Genomic DNA, 23,592 nt, shown 5'->3' with positions numbered 1-23,592 from the left:
CTTATCTATTCGCTCATCAGTTGCGCTTCTTCATTTTCGCGAGTTGACGAGTCGTCTTCTTCTGACTTTCCTTTTCCTCGGTTTAAACAGTATCCAGCCCAAAAACTCGTCATAAACTCGTCCTTCTGCCGGCGGACATCGTCTGTTTGCCTCTGGTATTCGGCCAGGATCAAGCCCAGCAGTTCTTCATCTTTCGCGAAAGCCCCGTCAAACTTCAGCTTGAACGCGTATTCAATCATCCGCTTTAATGCGTATTCGACGATGGTGTCAGGCCCGAGCTTGCTGCCGAACGTAATGACGCGGTCCCGTAAGAACTGTTTCTGATCTGTATGGTGGTAGTACAAGCGGGAAAATCGGCGCACCAAATACCCGGCAGCAAATCCGAGGTCCGCTACACCGTCGATGTCAATATCCCGGTACGCTCGCGCATCGAGCAAACGCAACAGATCTTGCCAAGGTGTCACGCAATCTCCTCCTTCCTCGCCAATCCACTGGCGGTAGTGATGTAAAAATTGGTCATAGTACAGGTAGAAGAACACTTCGTGTTGTAACAAATAATACTTGTCTTCCACTTTCCGTGACAAATCTTGCATCCTAAGGGCGGCATGTCTGACGAACAAGTCACGGGGAAGGGATTTCCGGTGCAGCGTTTGAGCGAGAGAGCTCCACATCCGCGTCATGCCGTACGCCTTTGACAGCATCGCCGGCAGGGAACGGTAAGGGCGCGACGCCCGCTCGTGTAACGGCTCTTTGAATAACTGTCCTTGCAAAGCGTACGAATCGTCGAACAGATCGTGAATCATGTCGGTCAGCTCCTGGGCCGCCGACGGCAAAACATCCTCGATGGACGCCCTTAAGTGGATATCTCCCCGGCTCGGATCACCCGAAAAGTAAAGCATCGTCAATCGGTACATGTCTTCTCCGGCAATGTGCATCGGGAGTTCCTGCTCAATCCCCGTAATCGTGTCCAGATGCAACGCCCCGGCCCCTTTTTTCTCCGTAACACCTTCGGCCATGTGCATGAGGCTCTCAACATACTCGGCCCGGTCCTCCTCCCTCTGTTCTGACGGGTCCAGTACAGGTAGAGCCATAACGCCGCCGAAAATGTCTTCGGCTTCGCTGCGGTGCTCCCGTGAACTGGCATTATCTACGGGTGCGAACATTTCTTTCGTCAGCCACATCGGCAACGTCGTCGTCAAACGGTTGAATAAATTGCTGCCGAACGTGAGCGCCTTATAACAGTCGGGACAGAGGGCGACCCCGTTGACCAGTTCATTCTCTTTCAGGAAAATGGAGAGAGGCCCCGGCCACGTCGTCGTATACCAACTCCACGCTTTAGAATAGACGGACAGTACGTCACCCGTGGCGCTACAGCAGGAGCACACCGCTCCATCTCCCTGGAGACGCCCCTTTTCCTCTCCCTCTGCGATTTTCGACTCCCAGAAGCGCTCCACAATCTGGCTCAAGTCGGCAACGATTTTCCGAGACGGACGCAGTTGACTTCCGCCTACGTCCACTTCGTAACCTTCTTTTGGACGGTATGTTTCCGGTTCATAGCGGAAAATGCCCGCTTCCGTCACCGGCAGAAAGACAAGAAGACCGTACCACTTCTCACGAGGTGCCACTTCGATTGTACCGATGACTGACTGCAGCTTCGGCACGATCCGTTCTACGTCTTCTGCCTCCATCTCAAAGGAAAATGTGCGTTCCATTCTCGCCGTCAAAAAGGTAAACACGTGGGCAGCGTCTTCCTGAAAATGGAGGACGTGCTTTTCGTAAACGGGATAAACCGGAACCCCGTACTTTCCTTGCGGCTTCAGCGGGTTTCCTCCACTGGGTAAAACAAACGGGGTCGCGGCAGCTTGTTGTACGTCAGGCTGAAAGATGTCGTTTTTCCCTTTACTGTCGGGGACGAAAATGCCGCACCGTCTCCAGTTCACAGCCATCTCCCCAGTGTCACCGTCGATCTCCACCATAATGACCTTTGACAAAAAGTTACGGGCCGCCGGATCGCGAATATCCGATACGAGTTCGAGAATTTTGGCAGGCGCCAAACCACCTGTTATAAACGGTTTTCCCAAGCGGACCAAACTTTCAACGAGCATGACTCATCTCACCTCCTTTCAAAGGTCGAAGGCACTCTATACACCCAAACCCTTGACTTCCCTTAATCCCAATTCCCGCATCCAAGGCGAGGGACAAAAGCCTTTTGTCATCGGCCGACAGTTTGAACGTGCCGGTATGTCCCTTGATGACAATGCCTTTATACATCATCACCCGTTCCCTGCTTTTGCCGATAGGTTCTATGTCGAAACGGACCGATGTCGGGACCGTTTGATAGACCAGGTCGAACTTTTTCAGCAGATTTTTCTGGATCAGCTCGGCAAAATCCGGGTCACGCGGCTGAAAGTAATGGGTAAACTTTCGCCCGTCCGGACGGTACATCGTACTGTAAACAGTAACAGGTGAAAGGGTTTTGACATAAATGGTCTTATCCGTAACCTGCGGTTCTTCGCATTCGATGTGAACGACGTTCAAATGGGCTTGTCCAATGCGGATACCATCTTCTCGCACAATGGCATTCATGACCGACTGACAAAACGGGGCAAGGGGGGAATGAACGGAAAGCGAGACCTGTCCGAAAAAACGGATCTGTTTCGTATCCTTCAGGATTCGGTACTTGCCCTGTAACTGGGAAAACGTAAACAGTCGAAAGCTGCGCTTGCCGTGTCTATATCCACGGTCATGCAAAAATTGGGCGAAATCCGGATCTAATAAATCATACAGTGCCGCCTGAATTAAATAATTGTAATGAATCGGCAGTCGGAAGGAAGGTTTCTCAGATTGGAGCGTCATTTTAAGAAGCACACAATCTACTCCTTTTATCAATTGGAATAACTTAGAAGATATATTTATTATTCGCCACTTAGGTCCAAAGTCCTTTTTTATACTTTTTTCATTTTACTAGATACAACCTGTCAAATTCGGTCATCAAACATCAGTTCGGCGAGCATTTTTTGAAATACATTGAACGCACCCGCTCTGTAAAAAATACACCCTCACGCCGCGAGTGCGTCAAGAGGGCGCTTAATCCTTATAGGTAAGCTACAAACTATCTGAACGGCATGGGATATAAAGATGTCTTTTATGACGTTTCCATTCCTTATAGGTATTCTACAAACGGACGTTCCTTGCAGACGGACATTGTCCTCGTCACGGTTTCCATTCCTTATAGGTAAACTACAAACTCGACGACCTTATCGTTATCGGCGAAGAAACGTTACGTTTCCATTCCTTATAGGTAAGCTACAAACGTTTGTCGCAACGGTATTTGAAGTCAAGCAGGGTGGTTTCCATTCCTTATAGGTAAGCTACAAACCCAAGCTTCCGTATAACGTGTTTTCTCGGTATTTAGGTTTCCATTCCTTATAGGTAAGCTACAAACGAATACGAGGGGTGAGAGGAAATGGCGAGACCAAAGTTTCCATTCCTTATAGGTAAGCTACAAACCCGCGCGAGGAAATAGCGTGGGTAGGGTTTTTGGAAGTGTTTCCATTCCTTATAGGTAAGCTACAAACCATCCTTTATCGCAGTGATGCGAGGGGAATACCGTTAGTTTCCATTCCTTATAGGTAAGCTACAAACTCCGCAACCGCTTCGACCGTGTAGTCGAGGCGGGGGCGGGTTTCCATTCCTTATAGGTAAGCTACAAACTCATGCCCTACCCGGTTGGCCATCACCCAGCAAATGAGTGTTTCCATTCCTTATAGGTAAGCTACAAACGACGGACGGCTGATCACGCCATCTACAGGTGTTCCGTTTCCATTCCTTATAGGCAAGCTACAAACGTCCGCTGTCCTGCATATCCAAGCGGGACGGGACGGAGTTTCCATTCCTTATAGGTAAGCTACAAACACGACAATCGGAACCATGACCGCTGTTGCCGCGATGAGGGTTTCCATTCCTTATAGGTAAGCTACAAACGTTCGTGATTCACTTTATTTTTATCCATATACGCCGTTTCCATTCCTTATAGGTAAGCTACAAACACATTGTGTTGGATGTTTTCATGACGGGATTTACGGGTGTTTCCATTCCTTATAGGTAAGCTACAAACTGTCCTCCCCTCCTAACTGACTTCTTTTTCTTTTTGTGGTTTCCATTCCTTATAGGTAAGCTACAAACGAGCATACGCCGAACGTAAGCGGATATGGGGAGAAACCAGTTTCCATTCCTTATAGGTAAGCTACAAACGTTACGCCTTTATCTTTTTGTGCTTTATGCCAATCATGTTTCCATTCCTTATAGGTAAGCTACAAACCTCCCGTCAGCGTCGGGGTCGCTTCCCGCTCCACTTCTTGTTTCCATTCCTTATAGGTAAGCTACAAACGCTGGGGCTGCAAGGCTTGCGGCTTCCGGCCACGGAGTTTCCATTCCTTATAGGTAAGCTACAAACATGGCCGAAACGATTATGCTTCTTGCGCTTTTGGTGGTTTCCATTCCTTATAGGTAAGCTACAAACGACGGACGGCTGATCACGCCATCTACAGGTGTTCCGTTTCCATTCCTTATAGGTAAGCTACAAACCTGATCGGGATGTTGTGTTCGCTCATCAACTTTCGCAGTTTCCATTCCTTATAGGTAAGCTACAAACGATTGTTCCCCGGCCATCCATATTTCGACTATACCAGTTTCCATTCCTTATAGGTAAGCTACAAACTATGTTTGAGCCGTTCAAACATCATGCGGGAGAACTGTTTCCATTCCTTATAGGTAAGCTACAAACAAAGGTAGGGAGGGTTCGCCCCTCCCTTTTTTTGTGTGTTTCCATTCCTTATAGGTAAGCTACAAACGAAAGGATGATGAAGATGTTTAAACTTGAATTTTATTTGTTTCCATTCCTTATAGGTAAGCTACAAACTGTTGATTTTGATTCGCAAGGAAATTTGACGCAGTTTTGTTTCCATTCCTTATAGGTAAGCTACAAACGTTATCTTTATTATACATTACATGTAATTACACGTGTTTCCATTCCTTATAGGTAAGCTACAAACGCAAGGAAAGCACATAAGGAAAAAAAACCGTGGCCTGTTTCCATTCCTTATAGGTAAGCTACAAACTGGTATAATACTTACTTGGGTATCATTCCAGAATTGAATGTTTCCATTCCTTATAGGTAAGCTACAAACTGCCGTCTAACCACCCGGCGTCTATTGACTTGGGAAAGGTTTCCATTCCTTATAGGTAAGCTACAAACCCATTTTTTCCCTTTAAAAAACATTAATTCCCTATATTCATTGTAGCGGTTTTAAAGCATCATTGGAAGTATTTTCTGTACTTAATACTAGTAAAGCCTTGGTACAAAGCGTAATCGTACGGGTTGTTGATGCCGAAAACGATGTCGTCGATCCCCCAGGGTTTTGGCGCGACTCCTGATCGACGACATATTTGTCCCACACCCCGCCCTTGACAAACCGCGACAAGACGGATACATTTAGTGCCAACGCGTAACTCGCGGTATCCGCGCATTATCGAGGTATAGCGGTTGCGATAGACAAGGAGGCATCACCCGTTGGAAATCGGTATTTACACTTTTGGAGAGCGCACCACTGATCCGGAAACGGGGCAACTCATCAGTCCAGGCGAGCGGCTGCGGCGCTTGCTGGAAGAAATCGAACTCGCCGACCAAGTCGGTCTGGACGTGTTCGGCGTCGGGGAGCATCACCGGCCCGATTATACCGTTTCTGCTCCGGCCATTGTGTTGGCCGCTGCAGCCGAACGGACGAAGCAGATCCGGTTGACGAGTGCGGTGACGGTCCTCAGCTCTGACGATCCGGTCCGAGTCTTTCAGCAGTTTGCCACTTTGGACCTTATCTCCCAGGGGCGGGCCGAGATTATGGTCGGGCGCGGCTCGTTCATCGAGTCTTTTCCCCTGTTTGGCTACGATCTGAACGACTACAACGACCTGTTCGAGGAGAAACTTCAGCTGCTCCTAAAGTTGCGCGAATCTGAGCGTATCACGTGGAAAGGAAAACACCGTCCGCCGCTGGACGACCGCGGCGTTTACCCCCGGCCTGAACGCCCGCTGCCTGTCTGGGTCGCTGTCGGCGGCACACCCGAGTCCGCCATACGCGCCGGCAAGTTCGGCCTACCGATGGCGTTGGGGATTATCGGCGGGATGCCGGAACGGTTCGCCCCGTTCGTCCAGTTTCATCGGGAGGCCGCCCGGGAAGCAGGACATAAAACGCCGCGTCTCAGCATCAACTCCCACGGCTTTATTGCCGAGACGTCGCAAAAGGCAGCGGACACCGCGTTTCCCGCGTTTAAAATGATGATGGACCGCATCGGGCGAGAGCGGGGCTGGGCCCCCATGACGCGTGAACAGTTCGAGTTTTCCCGCTCGCTGCGGGGGGCTGACTTCGTCGGCAGTCCCCAGGACGTGATTGAAAAAATCCTTTTCCAACATGAGATTTTCGGTCACGACCGTTTTCTTTTACAGCTGACCGTCGGGACGCTGCCGCACAAAAAGGTGTTGCGGGCCATCGAACTGTTAGGTACTGAAGTGGCACCGGTGGTTAAGCGGGAACTCACGCAAAAAGGAGCCTCCTCTTAAGCAGGGGCTCCTTTGCCTCTTCACTCTCTCCACTCTTCCCCTTGATCTTCCGATCAGTCCCGCACCAAACTCCGTCTCGTCTCACCTTCACCCGTAACGGTTTACTCGCCCGCTTGGGTTTTGGTCGACTGACGCAAGACGAGCTCGTGTTGCAAAATGACGTGGGGGTCTTCCACTTCTTCTTTATTCATCAGTTTGGTGAGCAACCGCATCGAGACGGCGCCAATGTCGTACATCGGTTGGGCAATCGTGCTCAGCAGCGGACGCACCATCGACGAAATGTTAATGTTGTCGAAGCCGATGACAGATATGTCTTCAGGTACACGTTTTCCCGCATCTTGTACGGCGTGGATGACGCCGACGGCCATCTCGTCACTGGCGGCAAATACGGCAGTGGGCGGCTCGTCCAGTGCCAACAGCTCCCGCATCGCCTCCATCCCTGACTGATAGCGGTAATCCCCAACACGAACGTATTTCTCGTCAAAAGGTACTCCTTTTGCTTCCAAGGCCTCCCGGTAACCTTGGTAACGGGGAAAGCCGTTGACCGGGTGGGTGAGCGGGCCGGTAATGAGGGCGACGTGTCGGTGTCCTTCGTCGAGGAGCAATGTCGTCGCATCCACTGCGGCCTGTTTGTTGTCGATGTTGACGGAGGGCCAGCGGTTCTCGTCGTCGTACGTCGCCGTCAGGACGATTGGAACCGAAGCGGTACCGAACGCTTCTTTATGGTCTTCGGTCACCTCGTTTCCCATAAATAACAGCCCGTCCACTTGCTTTTCGAGCAATGTATTGATAAGGCGCAGCTCTTTCTCTTTTTGTTCGTCGGAATTGCACAGGATGATGTTGTAATTGTACATGTTGGCAATGTCTTCAATCCCCCGAGCGACTTCGGCAAAGAACGAACCGGATATGTCGGGAATGACGACTCCGACGGTCGTCGTCTTTTTGCTGGCCAATCCGCGGGCCACGGCGTTCGGCCGGTACCCTAACCGTTCGATGGCGTCCAGCACTTTTTTTCGCGTTGTCGGTTTGACGTTTGGATTTTGGTTGACAACCCGTGAGACGGTGGCCATGGAGACGCCGGCTTCACGGGCCACATCGTAAATGGTGACTGGCATAATGCGCTCTCTCCATTTTCATTCGTTTTCATTCATATACAACACAACACATGTTGTTTGTAAGCTATTTCAGTTACACTGACTTAATTCTATCATTTCCTATTCATTTCCTTTCAATACTTTGTGAAAAAAATATGAAAATCTACTGGCGGCGAAAAGGGGACTGTTCGATTCAATCCCCTTTCGCGCCTCTCTGCTGCAACATTGAAAGGACATGGGGAGTTTTCCCATTTTAAGACACTTTCGTCGGCATGTGCAAGAGACCGGAGTCGTACAGTGCCTGCGTCAACTGTTCGAACTGGGGAATGTTGATTTGCTGCTTCGCATCGGAAAGGGCGACAGCCGGCTCGGGGTGCACTTCCACCATGATGCCGTCCGCCCCTGCTGCGAGGGCTGACTTGGCGATAGGGAGCAAGATGTCCCGCCGCCCTGTGGAGTGGGTGATGTCCACGATGACCGGCAAGTGTGTTTCCTGTTTTAAGATTGGCACGGCCGAGATGTCCAGCGTATTGCGCGTCGCTTTTTCGTAAGTGCGAATGCCCCGCTCACACAGCATCACTTGCCTGTTGCCTTGTGACACGATGTACTCGGCAGCGAACATGAACTCTTCAATCGTCGCCGACATCCCCCGCTTCAACAGCACGGGTGTCGACACTGTTCCGACCCGTTTCAACAGTTCGAAGTTTTGCATGTTGCGGGCGCCGATCTGGATGACGTCCACGTAGTCCGTCGCAAACGAGACGTGTTCCGGGGAGACGATCTCGCTGACGATCTTCAATCCGAATTCGTCCGCCACTTTGCGCAATATCTTTAAGCCTTTCTCACCGAGACCCTGGAAATCGTACGGGGACGTACGCGGTTTAAATGCTCCGCCCCGCAAAAACGGGACCCCCATGCGCTTGAGCGACTTCGCCACTTCGCGCACTTGCTCCTCACTTTCGACGGAACAGGGACCGGCAATCATCATGTTGTGGCCATTTCCGACTTCTTCGCCTCCGACCTTGACCACGGTGTCCTCAGTATGCTCTTTGCGGCTCACTAGCAACACTTTTTTCTGATCGTTTTGCTGCAACTCCAGTGACGCTTTAAAAATCTGTTTAAATAAATAACGTACCGTGTTGTCGTCAAACGGTCCGTTGTTTTTGGCCACTAATTCGTCCAGCATTTTTTTCTCGCGGATGGGGTCGAACTTGTCTATCCCCTGCTTCGCCTTAACCTTCCCGATTTCCTGTACGATGGTGGCGCGTTTCGTGATCGCGTCCAATATGTCCAAGTTGAGCTTATCTAATTCTTTCCTCAGTTCTTCCAACCTGTCGTGCGCCATATGGTGCAAACCCTCCCGTAAGCTTTCTGTCATTATAGCTTACGTTTCCCCTGGTTGGCTACCCCAAAATGAGACAAAATTAGTGCAACCGCGGCTCGGAAACAGACGGTTCGCTGGATATGCGCTCAAACAGGTTGGAGATGTCCCGTTCTTTCTCTGGAAAGGCGAATGTCTCGTACTCGATTGTTTCGTCAAGGTTAATCATGATCGAGGTGGGGTACTGGATATCGCTTAACCCTTTCAAACTTTCCACCTTCGTCCCGATGTAAGTGAGCAGTGATGCCAACGTTTGTTCGTCGGGGACGCGAACGAATACGAAACGCTTCGTGTAGTCGCTCCACGGCCGGCTCTTTTCCAAAAGGAACGAGTACGCACTGGGATAGACGAGAGCCGCCTCGGACTTGTACAGTTCTTCACTCCACTGTTCAGGGTGCACAATGCGGATAGAGTCGTCCTGTGGAATGTGCAGCGTCTCTTCCTGACCAGCCAGCACTAAAACAGAATGTTGCATCGGCTGAACTGGAATGGGATCGTCCTTTACAAAAAGGGACTGCTTTGTAAAGGGGATGACCAGGTAAGCGAACGAGACCGCCACGGTGCAGACCGCCACCCATTTAAATAGCCCGTTAAACTGGAAGGGCGCTTCTTTTCGAATTTCCTGCTGAACGTCTTCCATAGACGAGACGAGGGCGACCATCTCTTTCAATTCACGTCGACACGCAGGGCAAGTCCTTGTGTGTTCCAACAGCTTACGCCGATCTGCTTCGCTAATTTCCTGATCGACGTACAGTTGTATGTAATGGTCGTATTCTCGGCAAGACATGCGGTTCATCCTTTTCTACTGGAGCACGACGTTATTCAGCCATACGGTCTCTCAACATCCGGCGGGCGCGGAATAGCTGTGTTTTCACCGTCCCTTCGGGAATGTCCAATTGCTCGCTAATTTCGGCGTACGTCAATCCTTCAAAATGGCGCAGCACGATGACCCGTTTGTATATGTCCGGGAGTTTCGCGATCTCTTCCTTCACTTTGTCCAACATGATGCGTTGTTCCACTTGTTCTTCCACTGATTGCATGTGAGAAGACGTCGGGTTGGAGACGATGAACGCGTCTTCCAGTGCCACCAGTTTTAAACTTTTCTTCCGCTTCTGATCGCGGAAGCGGTTCGTCATCATCGTTCTCAACCAGGCTTTCAAGGACTTTTCATACACGTACTTGTGTGATTTGCAGTGTGCCTGCCACATCGTTTCCTGGGTTAAATCTTTCGCGTCCTCTGTATTTCCTGTCAAGCGGTAAGCGATATTGTACAGATAGCGACTGTGTTGTTGTATCCGCTCCATAAATTCATCCGTCACAGCTTTCGGATATAAAAGTGCCGACTTTTCGGATTTCATAAGAACCTCCTAAATGAATGAAAAAAGATGATGACCCAACGTATTCCATCAACTAAACAATCTATTATGTATGAACTTGCGGAATGATCAATCCCACTCGTCCTACTTAACGCTGAATATTGACGTGTTGTTTCAGTTCCATTATTAACAGACTGTCATTCCTTTGACAAGTGACGTTTTTCGACATGTTAAAACCCCCACCCGGCCGGGTGGGGGCGTGAGGCTATTGGGACAATTCCTTAACCTTCGCTATCTTCATTTGGAATGCGGTACACGTCCCGGTACTTCTGTTCCAAATAAGCGACCAGGTGGCGTGCGTCCAGATCTTCTCCTGTTACACGCCGCAGCAGGTCCCGCGGGTCGTACATCGCACCGTGACGGTGAATATGCTCTGCAAGCCACGCCTTCACGGGGGACAAGTCCCCTTCTGCCACCGATCGTTCGTAATCGGGGAGGTCCTTCCCCAGTTTGTGCAGAAACTGGGCGGCGTAAATGTAGCCGAGGGCGTACGACGGGAAATAGCCGAACGAACCGCCAGACCAGTGCACGTCCTGTAAAACCCCTTCCCCGTCGTGGGACGGCACGACGCCTAAGTACTCCTGCATCTTGTCGTTCCATATCTCAGGCAAGTCGGATACGCGAATCTCCTCGTTTATCAGGCCCTTCTCAATTTCGTAGCGGACCATGATGTGCAGAGCATACGTCAGTTCATCGGCCTCAATGCGGATGAGGGACGGCTTCACCACGTTGATCCCCCTGTAAAACGCGTCCAAGTCCACCGACTTCAGCTGCTCGGGAAACTGTTCCACCAATTTGTCGTAATAGTGGGACCAAAAGGCGTAACTCCTGCCGATGAAGTTCTCCCAGAATAGGGACTGGGATTCGTGAATGCCCATGGATGTCCCAGTACACAGTGGCGTGCCGAGGAGGTCTTTGGAAATGTTTTGCTCGTACAGGGCGTGCCCTCCTTCGTGGATCGTGCCGAACAGCGCCGTGCGGAAGTCGCGGGTGTCGTATTTCGTCGTCACCCGCACGTCTCCCGGGTTCAAAGAAATGGCAAACGGGTGTACCGTCACGTCCAGGCGCCCGGCGTCAAAGTCGTACCCCATCTCTTCCAGTATGTAGCGGCCGATGGCGCGCTGCCCTTCGACCGGAAACGTCTGTCCAATAAACGAGGTGTCCGGTTGGTGGGGAGAAGCTTGAACGGCTTCTAACAGACGGACGATGTTTTCCCTCAACTGGGCAAAGACGCCGTCGATCTTAGAAACGGGAACACCAGGCTCGTACTGATCGAGCAAAGCGTCGTAACGGTTTTCCTCGTAACCCCACAACTCGGCGAATTCGATGTTGAAGCGGACGATTTTTTCCAAATACGGTTCGAACTTTTTGAAGTCGGCGGCCGGCTTCGCTTCTTCCCACACCGACTCCGCGATGGATTGGAGCTCTACGTATTCCCGGTACATATCTTTCGGAATTTTGCGGTATTTGTCGAATTCTTTTCGCGCCTTTTCCACGGAACGCCTTAACACTTTATCCAAAGGCGTTTGGCTGTCAGCCTCTTGCAGGGCATCTAAATACCCCGCCATCTCGTCAGACGTCTGCATGGAAAACAGCTCTCCAGACAGCGTCCCGATGACTTTAGCCCGCCGTTCTACCCCTTTCTTCGGGGCGCCCGTGCGCAGATCCCAGGCGATGAGTGCCAGCGCCTCCTGGTAGTGCGACATTTTTTCCAAAAGGGCCTGAAACCCGTTGATCGTATCTTGTCTTTTGCTCAACAAAGGATCCTCCTCTTTCGTATGGTGTGAGAATAAAAGGTCCCATGGACGAAAGCGTGGCGTTCCATGGGATTGAAGAAGCGTCTACTTGCGTTCGCGTTCTTCTTCGCTCTCTTTTTCGATTTGGGCCACAGTGTCCTTGACCGCCCCTTCCACCACTTCCGCCATGTCGGACACGGCCTCTTGCATCTCTTCTCCAGAATCGCCCTTCGGGTACACTATTTTTTCCACGATGTCACCAGACTGTTCTCTCACGGTTTGCCCGACTTCTTTTGCCTTGTGCTTCACAGTGCGTCCGACTTCCTGGGTCTTGTCTTTCACGGTCACCCACTGGCGGTTGAGGTCGGAACGGGCGTCGCGCCCTGCCTTCGGTGCCAGCAGCAAGGCGGCAGCCGCCCCAATCAGGCCGCCGACGATCGTCCCACACCAAAAATCTTTTCCGTTGTTCGCCATTACGCATCCTCCTTTTGAGGTGATGGTTCGCGTCTTTTCATTTCTTTCCACTTCTGCCACGTCTCCAGCCCGAAACTGGTAATCGCCAACAAATTTCCCAACTGTTCCCGATGGCGTTCCGCCTGTCTCGCCACAGCCGACGACACTTGGTTGACACTGTTCCCCACATCTTTCACGGACACGAACAAACTGTCCAGCTGTCGGCTCTTCTGATTCAAGTCTGCTGCGAGCGCCTTCGTCTCCTGCAGCAAATCGACAGACTGCTCGCGAATCATCTCCCAGTCTCCGTCGATGCGCTCTACTGTTTTGTTGACGGATTGCAGTGTTTCCTGGAATGTTTTAAGGACTCTTACGATGTATGCGACGAGTACGACAAAGGCGACCGCGATCACCGCCACGCTGATCTCTACGACCAATCAAGCACCTCCTTCGCCTTACGATCCACTTCCGCAAGTGACACACACTTTCACCTATCCTCCATAATATGATATCAAAACTGAGTTGGTAAAGGAGGATTTCCCGTGGGAAAAAAGATACAAATCGAATTTTCGCCAAATGCGATGAAAGAGCTCGAGCGGTTAAAGGAACAGACAGACGCCACGTCTTACGCTCAGGTGCTCCGTACCGCTTTGCGCATCTACGGCTGGTGCATCGACCACCAGCAAATGAACCGTAAAATTTATGCAAAAGATGCTGACGACCGCGTGATTTACGAGCTGCTGCTCCCATAGGGTGGGACTGAACGGGGGTGTCGATTCGATGTGCGTTCGTGATGGAATTGATCATCGTCATGAGGAGCGCTTCGGGCAGAAATTTCGCCTCACACAACTGAAAGGGGACGAAACGTGGTAAACTGTACTCAAACCCAACATTTCCCGTTATAATAAGGGGCGGAACGAACTTCCCGAGGAGATGAATCAGATGAGAGATACGAAAACCGTGGTCGTGATGAAGGGTGACCAAACGGGACAAGAACTTTTGGAAGAAGCGATGCGCATCTTGCAGCCTGACGTGATCGGGTTCGACATAACGTTTGAAGAGTACGACCTCAGTCTCGAGAACAGGCGGCGCACTGACAACGAGGTCGTACACGAAGCAGCCCAGGCGATGAAAACGTACGGTTTCGGCATTAAGGCGGCGACGATTACACCGGAAGCAGGCGATGACGTGGGCAGCCCCAACGCCATACTGCGCCGGGAAATCGACGGAAAAGTAATCGTCCGCACCGGACGGCGCATTCCGGGTATTCGCCCTGTCGGCGGGACGTACGCCCCCATCTCCGTCATCCGCATGGCGGTCGGCGATGCCTACGGCGCAAAAGAGTGGCGCGACGGGGAAGGGGATGACGAAATCGCCTGCCGAACAGAAGTGATCGACCGCAAAACGTGTCGCGCTGTGGCGGAGTACGCGTTTCGCCACGCGAAAAAAATGAATGCCAAAGTGTTCGGCGGTCCCAAGTACACGGTCAGTCCCGTTTACGAGGGGATGTTAAAAGAGGAGATGGACCGGGCGAGCGAGCGTTACCCTGATGTTCCTTACGATCCCCAGCTCATCGACGCCACGTACGCCCTGCTCCTCAACAACCACGGCGATCCGCTGGTCATCCCGGCGTTAAACCGCGACGGAGACTGCCTCAGTGACATGGTGCTGCAGTTGTTCGGTTCCATAGCCGGAGCGGAATCGATGCTCATCAGTTTCGACGACGAACTGAACCCCCACGTCGTCATGGCTGAAGCCCCCACGGGACGGCCCCGAGTCTCTTCGGCAAAAACATCGCCAACCCGATGGCGATGATTTTAGCCGCCGCTTCTCTGTTGACCTACTTTAACGACAAAAAGGCTATTACTGCATCCCGCGCCATTTACGAAGCGACGATTGAATCCGTCAAGGAAGGGACGCGCACGGCAGACTTGGGCGGCAGTGCGACGACGACCGAGTTCACCGACGAGATCATTTCCAAAGTGCAGACGAAACTGGACGTTTGGAGTACGATTGAAGGGTTTTAAGACGAGTAGCGGACGACGAACTTGACATACAGTATCGTCTTTTTGACCGGAGGAGGCAGGAGTTCCTCCGGTCTTATTTTGTCTGATCGTTTCCTGTATAAATTTCCTTTCCTTTGCTCCAGACGCGCTGGACGCGGCACTGCTCGTCGACGACGACGAGGTCGGCCAGCTTCCCTTCGCGGATGCTCCCCATCTCCCCGTCGACACCGATGCGTTTCGCCGGCGTCAACGACGCCATTTTGACCGCTTGGTACAACGGCGCCTTGCCGTACTCCACGACGTTCCGCACTGCCGCGTCTAACGTCAGCAAGCTGCCGGCGAGGGCCCCGTTTTCCAGCCGAACCGTTTCACCGTCACTGATGACCGGCAGGCCACCTAGTTCGTACTCTCCTTCCGGCATGCCGACGGCCCGCATGCCGTCAGAGATGAGCATCACGCCGTCCGGCCCCTTCGCCTTCAGCAACAATCGGATGGCGCCAGGATGTACGTGGTAGCCGTCGGCAATCAGTTCGAGGCAGAATCTGTCGTCCTCCAGCCCGGCGCCGACGACACCTGGTTCACGGTGGTGCAGGCCGCGCATTCCGTTGAAACAGTGAGTCAAATGGGTCGCCCCTGCCTCCGCAGCCGCGACGGTTTCTTCGTATGTGGCGTCCGAATGACCGACGGAGACGATAACACCTTTATCTACCAGCGCCCGTATCGTCTCCATCGCTCCCGGCCGCTCAGGGGCAATGGTCACGATGCGCAACGTCCCTTCAGAGTGCTGCATGGCCCATTCAGCATCTTCCGGCTCCGGATCGACGATGAACTCCGGGTTTTGCGCGCCGCACCGCTCCGGGCAAATCCACGGTCCTTCCAAGTGAATGCCCAGCACTTCTGCCCCGTTTTGCACATACGGGGCCTGCTGGACCACATTCTCCATCGCCCGCTCCAACTGTCGCTTCTCACCTGTTACCGTCGTGGCCAAAAATCCAGTCACTCCGTAACGCCCCAAGGTGCGGGAAATCGTCTCGATGGCGTCCGGGGTGGCGTCCATCACATCACAGCCTCCCGCTCCGTGAACGTGAAGGTCGATCAGCCCGGGCCATATGTATCCGTCCGTCTGAACCAGATCATCCGACTGGGTGTACTCTGTCAAAGGCGGTCCGACATATTGGATCGTCTCCCCTCGAAAGGCGACGATGCCGTCTTCCAGAATTCCGTCCTCCAATACGATGCGTCCTCGCAAAACTGTTTGTGCGTCCGCTACCATTCCTTCGATTCTCCTTCCGTCGAGCTTCCGCCAGAATCCTAACCCTCAGTACGTGCTGCCGCTCTGATGGCATCGGCACATATAGAGTGTATTGGGTAAGGGGGATGTCTGAAGGCCTGCTGGTACAGTATTGGTGTGGGGCATAAATGCCTGCTGGCGGTAAAGGGCCTCCATTGGCATTCAGTGATAGAAAGCCTCATGCCTATTGTATCAAATATTCTGATGTGGTCTATACCATACCTTCAAACAGTGAACTTTATCCGACGTAATACGCCAACACCCGGTCGACGGAAGGGCCGTACGTTTCACCGAACAAAGTCAGGTGCACGAGCAAGTAGTACAGTTGATACAAGGGTTTTCGCTCTTCGTAACTGCCGGAAAGGGGGGAAACCTCGTTGTACGCTTCGTAAAATCGCGGTGAAAAGCCGCCGAACAACTCGGTGAAGGCCAGTTCAAACTCCCGCTCCCCGTAGAAGACAGCGGGGTCGATGAGGTACGGTTCCCCTTCGGGGCCCGCGATCCAGTTCCCGCTCCACAAGTCGCCGTGGAGAAGCGATGGCTGTCCGTACCGCGGCAGCCACCGCTCCAAGGAAGCGAGCAAACGGTCCAGTTTGTCTCGCCTGGACGGCGGGAGCGCGCCCCGCTCCTCCGCCAGTTGCACTTGCGCCCCGAGGCGCTTCTCCCTGAAAAAATCCACCCAGTCGTTAAACCACCCGTTCGGCTGGGGCAGTCTGCCAATGTAATTGTCCGCCTCCAGTCCGTAACAGTCGTGATGGGAGCTGTGCAGCGACGCCAACCCCCTGCCCAATTGTTCCTCTGTGTGACGGCTTGTCCGTCCTTCGATCCACTCCAACACGATGAACCCTTGTGCGGGTGAACGGCCGCGGCTGTAACCGTACACGTCAGGAACGCGCAACGCCCCGGTCTCTTTTAACAAACGCAACCCTTCTGCCTCTTTTTGGAAGAAATCGCCCGGCACGTTCTCGTTGTACTTTACGAAGTACGTCCCTTCAAACGTCTCTACGCGATACGCCTCACTGATGTCCCCGCCCGACACTCGACGCACATCTGTAACCGGAGACGAATCCCCCGTCTCACACAAAATGCGGGCCAGTTTTTGCTTCATACTCCTTCCTTCTCCCTGATGTAGGCGAGGAGCCGTTCGCATCCTCTATCGATTAAATCGTACACTTCGTCGAAATTGCCGGTGTAGTACGGGTCGGGGACTGACGAGCGGCTGACCTCCGGAACAAAGTCGAGGAGCCTGGCGACCTTTCCCGTCTTCCGGTTGCCCGCCATCTTTTTCAGAACGTCCAAGTTGTCGTCGTCCATCGCAATGAGGTAGTCAAAGGTTGCGAGATCGTCTTGACTCACCTTTCTGGCGACGATGCCGCTGAAGTCAATCTTATGGCGGCGGAGCAGTTCACGCGTCCCCCGATGGGGCTTTTCACCTATGTGCCAGCTCCCCGTCCCGGCTGAGTCGATGGTAAAATGCCGGTCCAGGCCCTGTTCCTTCACTTTGTGGCGAAAGACAGCCTCCGCCATCGGAGAGCGGCAAATGTTCCCTAAGCATACAAACAGTACCGAGATCATCCTCTAACCTCCGTCCGATCATGATGAAGTGACTCCCTCACAGTGTACACTAATTTAGAACTGCAATGGCAAAAAAAAGCGGCTGGACGACATGTCCAGCCCATTAGCATGTAAAGAGGGTCAAGATTAAAGGAGTTAAGAAGCGTGGTAGCATCTACCTTGTAAACAAGAGGGTCAATCTTGTTTACACTTATACTATACCACAAACAGTCGACAATAGTCGACATTATTTTTGACATCTTTTTGAACAAAATGGGGAGTCGGACAGGTGCGATAGTCGTACTATCGCTTCACCGTGATCCTCATCGCCCAGAGCTAGGGAACTGGTAGCAGGGATGAGCTCTTGCCTACGACGTTCAGTCCGTTGTGTACAAATACATGAGCCCCGGGGGATTGACCTCCAAAAGTTCGGCGACAGACAACGGTTTCCTTCCCGCTAGCTGTTCAGCCGTCATGCGGAAAAGGGAGGACAAGTTGAACGGCTCGCTGTAACTGACGACTGTCGCGTCTGTTACGCCAGCCAATTCTTCCGCGGTCTGAATCGCATCCTCCAGCGTCCCCAACTGGTCGACTAACCCTAACTCTTTCGCCTGCTGTCCCGTGTAAATGCGGCCGTCTGCCAAGTCGCGCACGCGGTCTTCGGACATGCCGCGGCCGGTGGAGACGACTTCGACAAACCGGCCGTACGATTCGTCGACCACCGTTTGAAGGACGTCGCGCTCTTCGTCTGTCATGTCGCGCATGCCGGACCCCATGTCTTTCATCTCGCCGCTTTTGATGATCACTTCCCTGACGCCGGCTTTGTCCGCCAATTCGCTGTAGTTGTAACTGGACATGATGACGCCGATGCTGCCGGTGATCGTCATCGGGTTGCTCACGATCTGGTCAGCTGCCGCGGCAATGTAATAGCCGCCCGATGCAGCCGTAGACCCGAAGGAGAACACGAGGGGAAGTCCCGTTTCTTCCTTTACTTGCACCAGTTTCCGGTAAATTTCATCGCTGGCCACGACGTCACCGCCCGGTGAATTGACATGGACGACGATACCCTTCAGCGTCTTATCTTTCATCGCCTGATCCAGTTTCGCGCGCATTTCGTCAGAACTGGTGCCAGCGGCTCCCAGCGTCGTTCCGGTTATGCTCGACATGATCATCCCGTCTACGTTCAGGAGCAGTATGCGATCCGTCCCCCTTCTTTCACGACGTGTTCTTCCCAACGGGTCGCAACACCGCCTCCTGACGTGCTGCTGACATTCATGACAGCGACGATCGCGCCGCCGATTAACAGCACCAGCACGACAGCGCTGGCAACTGTCAACCATATCCACGTTTTTCTACTCAAACATCAGGCTCCTCTCTATCTAGCGGTACCGTTACGTTTACTTAAACGTTTTTTTCTGCTTGATGGTCTCCGGCATGACAAAAATCGGGGTCAGCTCCCGGTTTTCTTCCACCATCAACGGCATCGGCGTAATCGGAATGTGCCCCTCGCCGTAAAACTTCATCGCCAGTCGGCTGATCACGTCGTACCCGGCCGAATTGCGTACATCCGCGACAATCAACACATCTTGATGCGGAATGGCGGCGATCATCTCGCCCGTTATTTTTTTCTGTAAGTCGTAGAGCAGCTTGTCGTTTAAAATGCGGCTGGCCGCATAGTGATCGTGACTGAAAAAGTAGAACCGGTTGTCAGCGACAAAATCCAACTTCGGTTCATTCGGCAGCTGTTTCACATTGTGCAGGGCCCAGTGGTGAACCTCGTCTGTTGTCACCTCGGCGTCACGGGCCATCTCTTCGTTGACGAGGACATAACTCTCTCCGAAATCCAGGGCGTACAGGACGATCGATTCAGCTGTATGTTCCCGCTTTAACAGACGCTTTCCAGCCGTCTCCCCTGTCGGGAAAGCGGCAGTGCGCATGACCGGATAAATCATATGTTGTTGTTCGCGCAAACGGATCGATTGCTCTGTGGCAGGTAAAGCCCGGGTGACGCGGGAGACGAACGCCTGCACGGCCTTGTCTTTCTCTTCCTGTTTTTCCAGTCGGTCCAACTCGTCTTTCAACTCGTGTGCGGGCAGCTCCATCTTTCGGCTGTCAGATTGACATACGATGTACCACCGTTTTCCGTCACGTCGAACCGCCCACTCCTCGGGATCTAAAGCCGACTGCAAGGCCTTCATTAGAAGGTCTGCCTCATCCTTTTTCATCATCATCGCCCTTTCTCGGTTTATTGTAACACACCCACCTCGAGAAATCCGCACATACAAAACTCCTCACCGTCAATGGTAAGGAGTGGATACGTTTTGTTCAATGGCAGAGGCGATGATGCGGTTGACATCCTCTCGTTTTAGTTTGTCAATGTCACCTTGAATCATCACATCGGCTTCGAGTTCTTCTTTCGTCAACAAACTGTATAATTCCGGGGTGATCGTCATGACGAGAGTCGACAGCTTCAGTGTTTCCACCTGCATCACCTCGTGCTTTCATTATAGCATACAGAGACGAAGAAGGAACCTGGACACCGATCTAATGTGATAACGGAACAGGGATTCATTGCGCGCCCTTTTTGACGAGAAGCGCGTGGTCTACTTTAATGCAGTGGTCCATGATGACGGTTAACCCGTGTTTACTGGCGTACTCGTACGCTTCTTCATTGTAGACGCCTTCTTGCAGCCAGAGAACTTTTGCCTTGATCTTCACCGCCTGTTTTGCAATCTCCGGGGTGTACTCACTGCGGCGAAACACGTCGACGATGTCCACCGCTTCTGGAATGTCCTCCAGACTGGCGTACGGTTGTTCTCCCAACACCGGTTCCGTCAACATCGGGTTAACCGGGATGATGCGGTACCCGTTTTGTTGTAAAGCTTTGGCAATCATGTGACTCGTACGCTCCGGATTGGCCGACAACCCGACGACGGCAATCGTCTTCGCCTCTTCCAATATCCGCTTCCGCACCTCTTTATCCGGCAACGTGTACATCTTCACCAACCTCCTCTGTAAAATCACTCCGACTTCGTCTGTCACCGAGGCTGCAATTGGACAGAACCGGGACGACCCGGGGATGCGCTTTTCCATCCCCATGTTACCGGCACCTGTTATGACAGGCCAGCTCACGCCGCACTCTAGATTCCACTGAACCGTTACGTTTCGGCAGTCAGTTCGGCTCCTTCTGCCGTCTTGTGCAAGTAGTCGAGCGTCACGGCACCGAGGGTTTTCGCTGCCACGAGCATCGCCCGCTCGTCGATGTTAAACTTCGGATGGTGATGCGGGTAAGCAACCTCCCAATCGGGATGTCTCGCCCCCGTAAAGAAAAAGGTCCCTTTCACGTGACGGAGGTAGTGGGCGAAATCTTCAGCCCCCATTTGCAGCGGCGCTTCTTCGACGTTTTCCACTCCGGGGACACGAGATGCCGATTTGACCAACCGCTCGGTCTCCTCCCGGTGGTTGACGACCGGGGGGTAGCCCCTGTCGTACTGGTAGCGGTAGTCTGCGTCCGCACTCATGCACGTACCGTTGACGATCCGCTCTATTTCGCGTTCGATGAAGTCCCGCACGCCGCTGTTAAACGTCCGAACCGTCCCTTCCAGCCGGGCCGACCCGGAGATGACGTTAAAGGCGTTCTCCGCGACAAAACTTCCGACCGACACGACAGCCGACTCCACCGGATCGACGCGGCGGCTGACGAGTTGCTGCAGATTCATGACGAGCTGCGATCCGACGACGACAGCGTCTTTCGTCAGATGCGGTTGGGCCCCGTGCCCGCCCTGTCCGCGAATCTCAATCTCAAATCGGTCGGCAGCGGCCATAAACGGACCTATGCGGTACTGGATGGTCCCGTAAGGCGTGGTGGCCCACAAGTGAGTGCCGAAGATGACGTCGACACCTTCGAGACAGCCGTCTTTGATCATCGCCATCGCGCCACCAGGAGCAAGCTCCTCCGCATGCTGGTGAATGAAGACGACATTGCCCTTAAGGTCCTCTTTTAAGCAGTTAAGTACTTTGGCCAACACGAGCAGCGTCGCCGTATGTCCGTCGTGCCCGCAGGCGTGCATCACCCCGTCTACTTTCGATTGATACGGGATGTCGTTTTCTTCTTGAATGGGCAGCGCGTCAAAGTCGGCGCGCAACGCGACAGTCTTCCCCGGCTTGGCACCGCGCAGAACGGCGACGACACCCCGTTCGCCGACTCCGGTACGCACGTCGTGCCCGAGGCGGCGGTGGTAATCGGCAACGTATGCCGGCGTCTTCACTTCCTGGAATGAAAGTTCGGGATACTGATGCAAATAACGTCGGATGTCCACCATTTCCGTGTAGAGTTCATCTAATCTGGCATACAGTCGATCTTTCACGTCCCAACGCTCCTTTCCTGGCACACTTTTATCATAACACTGCATGACGGTTCCGTAATGTTTTATTATATCGCTTCATGTATAATATCTTTAAAGGAAGTAAAGTTTGAATCATCGCTTAATTTTTTCATTTTTTCTAGAAAGGAGAAAGCGCTTTATGGAGTTCGGCATTCTCTCCCTACTGCCTCCGGTTCTAGCTATTATTTTAGCTCTTATGACGCGCAATGTCATTCCGGCTCTCTTCGTTGGCGTGTGGATCGGAGCGACGATGGTGAACGATTGGAACCCACTCATGGGCGTGTTCGCCAGTTTCAAAGATTTTATCATTCCGAGTATTGGCGATGAGTGGAGTGCCACGATCATTCTGTACGGTGCTTTTTTCGGCGGCCTCATCGCCGTGCTGCAAAAAACGGGCGGAGCGCACGCCATCGCCGAAGCGATTGCAAAAAGGGTCAAAACCCCCCGGGGCGCCCAGATATCGACCTGGCTGTTCGGGATCGCGATTTTCTTTGAGGACTACTTTAACGCGTTAACCGTCGGCAGTGTCATGCGCCCGGTCACGGACAAAATGAAAGTGTCGCGGGAAAAACTGGCGTACATCGTCGATTCCACTTCTGCCCCCATGTGTTTGCTGGCACCTGTGTCTACGTGGGTCGTTTTCGTGATGGGGTTAATTGGAGCGCAGTTTGCAGATCTCGGCATTTCCGAATCTGCGTACCTGGCCTATCTCAAAACGATTCCTTTTAATTTTTACGCGATCCTCGCTCTGCTGCTCGTCGCCCTCACGGTCTTGACGAAGCTAGAATTTGGCCCGATGGCCGCAGCCGAGAAACGGGCGCGGACGACCGGCGCCCTTTTCCGCGAGGGGGCAAAACTTCCGTCGGCACAAGACATTACCGATTCCACGCCGCCGGAAAACGTTGTGCCCAAGTTGCGCAACATGGTGATCCCCCTTGTCGTGCTTCTAGGGTTGATTCCCCCTCTGTTCCTGTGGACAGGCGGTTTTCCGGAGAACGACTTCGTGAATGCCATCGGTGAAGCGGACGGCTCCGTCTCGATCATGCTCGCAGCGTTTGTTGCGGGAATGGTCGGGCTGGCCCTCGGGGTTGGACAAAACATGTTCAGCGTCGGCAAAGCCATCGACATCTACTTCAGCGGCATTAAAGGCATGACACTCGTCTACATCATCTTGACATTGGCGTGGTCCATCGGGAGTGTGACGGAGGCAGTGGGGACAGCCGAATACGTCATCAGCCTCGCAGAGCAGACGACGTCGCCGCAGTTGATCCCCGTCTTGCTGTTCGCCGTCGGCATGTTGATTTCGTTTACAACCGGGACGTCTTACGGAACGTTTGCCATCATGATCCCTATCGCCATTCCGTTGGCCGTATCGATGGATGTCTCCGTCTTCCCGGCCATCGCCGCCGTCCTCAGCGGAGGCATTTTCGGCGACCACTGCTCCCCGATTTCGGACACGACGATCTTGTCGTCCGCCGGCTCTTCTTGTGACCACATCGATCACGTAAATACCCAGCTCCCCTACGCCATCACCGGCGGATTAAGCGGCATCGTGGCGTTTCTCACCGTCGGGTTGACGGGATCTGCCCTCGCGTCTGTCGCAAGCGGCATTCTCGCCATGTTCGCTCTCGTCTTCACCTTCAGCAAAATTTGGGGAGTCAACAGCAAAGGCCTAGACGTCCCGGCATAACCACGAAGGCTAA

At 52.9% G+C, this 23,592-nt stretch carries 23 protein-coding genes and 1 CRISPR repeat array; of the genes, 5 read left to right on the top strand and 18 right to left on the bottom strand.

Annotation, left to right across the window (positions count from 1 at the left end; genetic code table 11):
• Positions 1-5: 5 nt before the first annotated feature.
• Positions 6-2,105 (bottom strand): TM1802 family CRISPR-associated protein, encoded by a 2,100-nt coding sequence (locus B0W44_RS10105; RefSeq protein WP_077719932.1) that lies wholly within the window; start codon positions 2,103-2,105, stop codon positions 6-8.
• Entirely contained in the window at positions 2,095-2,868 is a 774-nt protein-coding gene (gene cas6, locus B0W44_RS10100; protein ID WP_077719931.1) for a CRISPR-associated endoribonuclease Cas6, read from the bottom strand. Before cas6 ends, B0W44_RS10105 begins: the two co-directional genes overlap by 11 nt.
• 215 nt (positions 2,869-3,083) lie before the next feature.
• A CRISPR array of direct repeats spans positions 3,084-5,257; the repeat unit is 30 nt; unit sequence GTTTCCATTCCTTATAGGTAAGCTACAAAC.
• A gap of 315 nt (positions 5,258-5,572) precedes the next feature.
• On the opposite strand from cas6, the gene B0W44_RS10095 reads away from it, so the two are divergent.
• Positions 5,573-6,613 (top strand): LLM class flavin-dependent oxidoreductase, encoded by a 1,041-nt coding sequence (locus tag B0W44_RS10095; protein WP_077719930.1) that lies wholly within the window; start codon positions 5,573-5,575, stop codon positions 6,611-6,613.
• A gap of 101 nt (positions 6,614-6,714) precedes the next feature.
• Here the strand turns inward: B0W44_RS10095 and ccpA are convergent, their stop codons facing one another.
• The 7 genes from ccpA to B0W44_RS10060 all read right to left on the bottom strand — a co-directional run bounded on the left by ccpA (position 6,715) and on the right by B0W44_RS10060 (position 13,090).
• A complete protein-coding gene (ccpA, locus tag B0W44_RS10090; protein ID WP_077719929.1) occupies positions 6,715-7,728 on the bottom strand; it encodes a catabolite control protein A in 1,014 nt (337 codons plus the stop codon).
• A 232-nt stretch (positions 7,729-7,960) separates the two neighbouring features.
• Positions 7,961-9,052 (bottom strand): bifunctional 3-deoxy-7-phosphoheptulonate synthase/chorismate mutase, encoded by a 1,092-nt coding sequence (locus B0W44_RS10085; protein ID WP_077719928.1) that lies wholly within the window; start codon positions 9,050-9,052, stop codon positions 7,961-7,963.
• 79 nt (positions 9,053-9,131) lie between these two features.
• The gene (locus B0W44_RS10080) at positions 9,132-9,875 is read right to left on the bottom strand and encodes an anti-sigma factor family protein (protein ID WP_169835522.1); all 744 of its coding nucleotides are present in this window, start codon (positions 9,873-9,875) and stop codon (positions 9,132-9,134) included.
• A gap of 31 nt (positions 9,876-9,906) precedes the next feature.
• On the bottom strand, positions 9,907-10,446 hold the full coding sequence (locus B0W44_RS10075) for an RNA polymerase sigma factor (RefSeq protein ID WP_077719926.1): 540 nt from the start codon (positions 10,444-10,446) through the stop codon (positions 9,907-9,909).
• Positions 10,447-10,685: 239 nt separating this feature from the next.
• Entirely contained in the window at positions 10,686-12,221 is a 1,536-nt protein-coding gene (locus tag B0W44_RS10070; RefSeq protein ID WP_228440957.1) for a carboxypeptidase M32, read from the bottom strand.
• A gap of 84 nt (positions 12,222-12,305) precedes the next feature.
• Entirely contained in the window at positions 12,306-12,674 is a 369-nt protein-coding gene (locus tag B0W44_RS10065; protein WP_077719924.1) for a YtxH domain-containing protein, read from the bottom strand.
• Positions 12,674-13,090 (bottom strand): DUF948 domain-containing protein, encoded by a 417-nt coding sequence (locus tag B0W44_RS10060; protein WP_077719923.1) that lies wholly within the window; start codon positions 13,088-13,090, stop codon positions 12,674-12,676. The genes B0W44_RS10065 and B0W44_RS10060 overlap by 1 nt, the downstream gene beginning before the upstream one ends.
• A gap of 105 nt (positions 13,091-13,195) precedes the next feature.
• Between B0W44_RS10060 and B0W44_RS10055 the strand changes: the two genes are divergently transcribed.
• The 3 genes from B0W44_RS10055 to B0W44_RS18820 all read left to right on the top strand — a co-directional run bounded on the left by B0W44_RS10055 (position 13,196) and on the right by B0W44_RS18820 (position 14,680).
• On the top strand, positions 13,196-13,405 hold the full coding sequence (locus tag B0W44_RS10055; RefSeq protein ID WP_077719922.1) for a hypothetical protein: 210 nt from the start codon (positions 13,196-13,198) through the stop codon (positions 13,403-13,405).
• A gap of 190 nt (positions 13,406-13,595) precedes the next feature.
• Positions 13,596-14,468 (top strand): isocitrate/isopropylmalate family dehydrogenase, encoded by an 873-nt coding sequence (locus B0W44_RS10050; RefSeq protein WP_250637967.1) that lies wholly within the window; start codon positions 13,596-13,598, stop codon positions 14,466-14,468.
• A complete protein-coding gene (locus tag B0W44_RS18820; protein WP_250637966.1) occupies positions 14,459-14,680 on the top strand; it encodes an isocitrate/isopropylmalate family dehydrogenase in 222 nt (73 codons plus the stop codon). Before B0W44_RS10050 ends, B0W44_RS18820 begins: the two co-directional genes overlap by 10 nt.
• 73 nt (positions 14,681-14,753) lie before the next feature.
• On the opposite strand, the gene nagA is transcribed toward B0W44_RS18820, so the two are convergent.
• The 9 genes from nagA to B0W44_RS10010 form a co-directional block, all read right to left on the bottom strand.
• On the bottom strand, positions 14,754-15,932 hold the full coding sequence (nagA, locus tag B0W44_RS10045) for an N-acetylglucosamine-6-phosphate deacetylase (protein ID WP_077719921.1): 1,179 nt from the start codon (positions 15,930-15,932) through the stop codon (positions 14,754-14,756).
• Positions 15,933-16,188: 256 nt separating this feature from the next.
• Positions 16,189-17,058 (bottom strand): fructosamine kinase family protein, encoded by an 870-nt coding sequence (locus tag B0W44_RS10040; protein ID WP_077719920.1) that lies wholly within the window; start codon positions 17,056-17,058, stop codon positions 16,189-16,191.
• Entirely contained in the window at positions 17,055-17,525 is a 471-nt protein-coding gene (locus B0W44_RS10035; RefSeq protein WP_077719919.1) for a low molecular weight protein-tyrosine-phosphatase, read from the bottom strand. The genes B0W44_RS10040 and B0W44_RS10035 overlap by 4 nt, the downstream gene beginning before the upstream one ends.
• A 356-nt stretch (positions 17,526-17,881) precedes the next feature.
• Positions 17,882-18,670 (bottom strand): signal peptide peptidase SppA, encoded by a 789-nt coding sequence (gene sppA, locus B0W44_RS10030; RefSeq protein WP_169835521.1) that lies wholly within the window; start codon positions 18,668-18,670, stop codon positions 17,882-17,884.
• Between the two features lie 17 nt (positions 18,671-18,687).
• Entirely contained in the window at positions 18,688-18,864 is a 177-nt protein-coding gene (locus B0W44_RS18150; protein WP_169835520.1) for a hypothetical protein, read from the bottom strand.
• A gap of 37 nt (positions 18,865-18,901) precedes the next feature.
• A complete protein-coding gene (locus tag B0W44_RS10025; RefSeq protein WP_169835519.1) occupies positions 18,902-19,735 on the bottom strand; it encodes a DUF1444 family protein in 834 nt (277 codons plus the stop codon).
• Between the two features lie 66 nt (positions 19,736-19,801).
• Positions 19,802-19,987 (bottom strand): hypothetical protein, encoded by a 186-nt coding sequence (locus tag B0W44_RS10020; RefSeq protein WP_077719916.1) that lies wholly within the window; start codon positions 19,985-19,987, stop codon positions 19,802-19,804.
• Positions 19,988-20,072: 85 nt separating this feature from the next.
• Positions 20,073-20,501, bottom strand: a complete 429-nt coding sequence (locus B0W44_RS10015; RefSeq protein ID WP_077721335.1) for a CoA-binding protein — start codon at positions 20,499-20,501, stop codon at positions 20,073-20,075.
• Positions 20,502-20,662: 161 nt separating this feature from the next.
• A complete protein-coding gene (locus B0W44_RS10010) occupies positions 20,663-21,871 on the bottom strand; it encodes a M20 family metallopeptidase (protein ID WP_149026978.1) in 1,209 nt (402 codons plus the stop codon).
• Positions 21,872-22,028: 157 nt separating this feature from the next.
• Here B0W44_RS10010 and B0W44_RS10005 point away from each other — a divergent pair, with 157 nt between their 5' ends.
• Complete coding sequence (locus B0W44_RS10005) at positions 22,029-23,579, top strand: Na+/H+ antiporter NhaC family protein (protein WP_077719914.1); 1,551 nt, start codon at positions 22,029-22,031, stop codon at positions 23,577-23,579.
• The last annotated feature ends 13 nt before the right edge of the window (positions 23,580-23,592 follow it).

Origin of the sequence: Novibacillus thermophilus, from assembly GCF_002005165.1 — a bacterium.
In the GTDB taxonomy this organism is placed as follows: domain Bacteria; phylum Bacillota; class Bacilli; order Thermoactinomycetales; family Novibacillaceae; genus Novibacillus; species Novibacillus thermophilus.
This window is presented reverse-complemented; position numbering and strand designations above follow the sequence as displayed.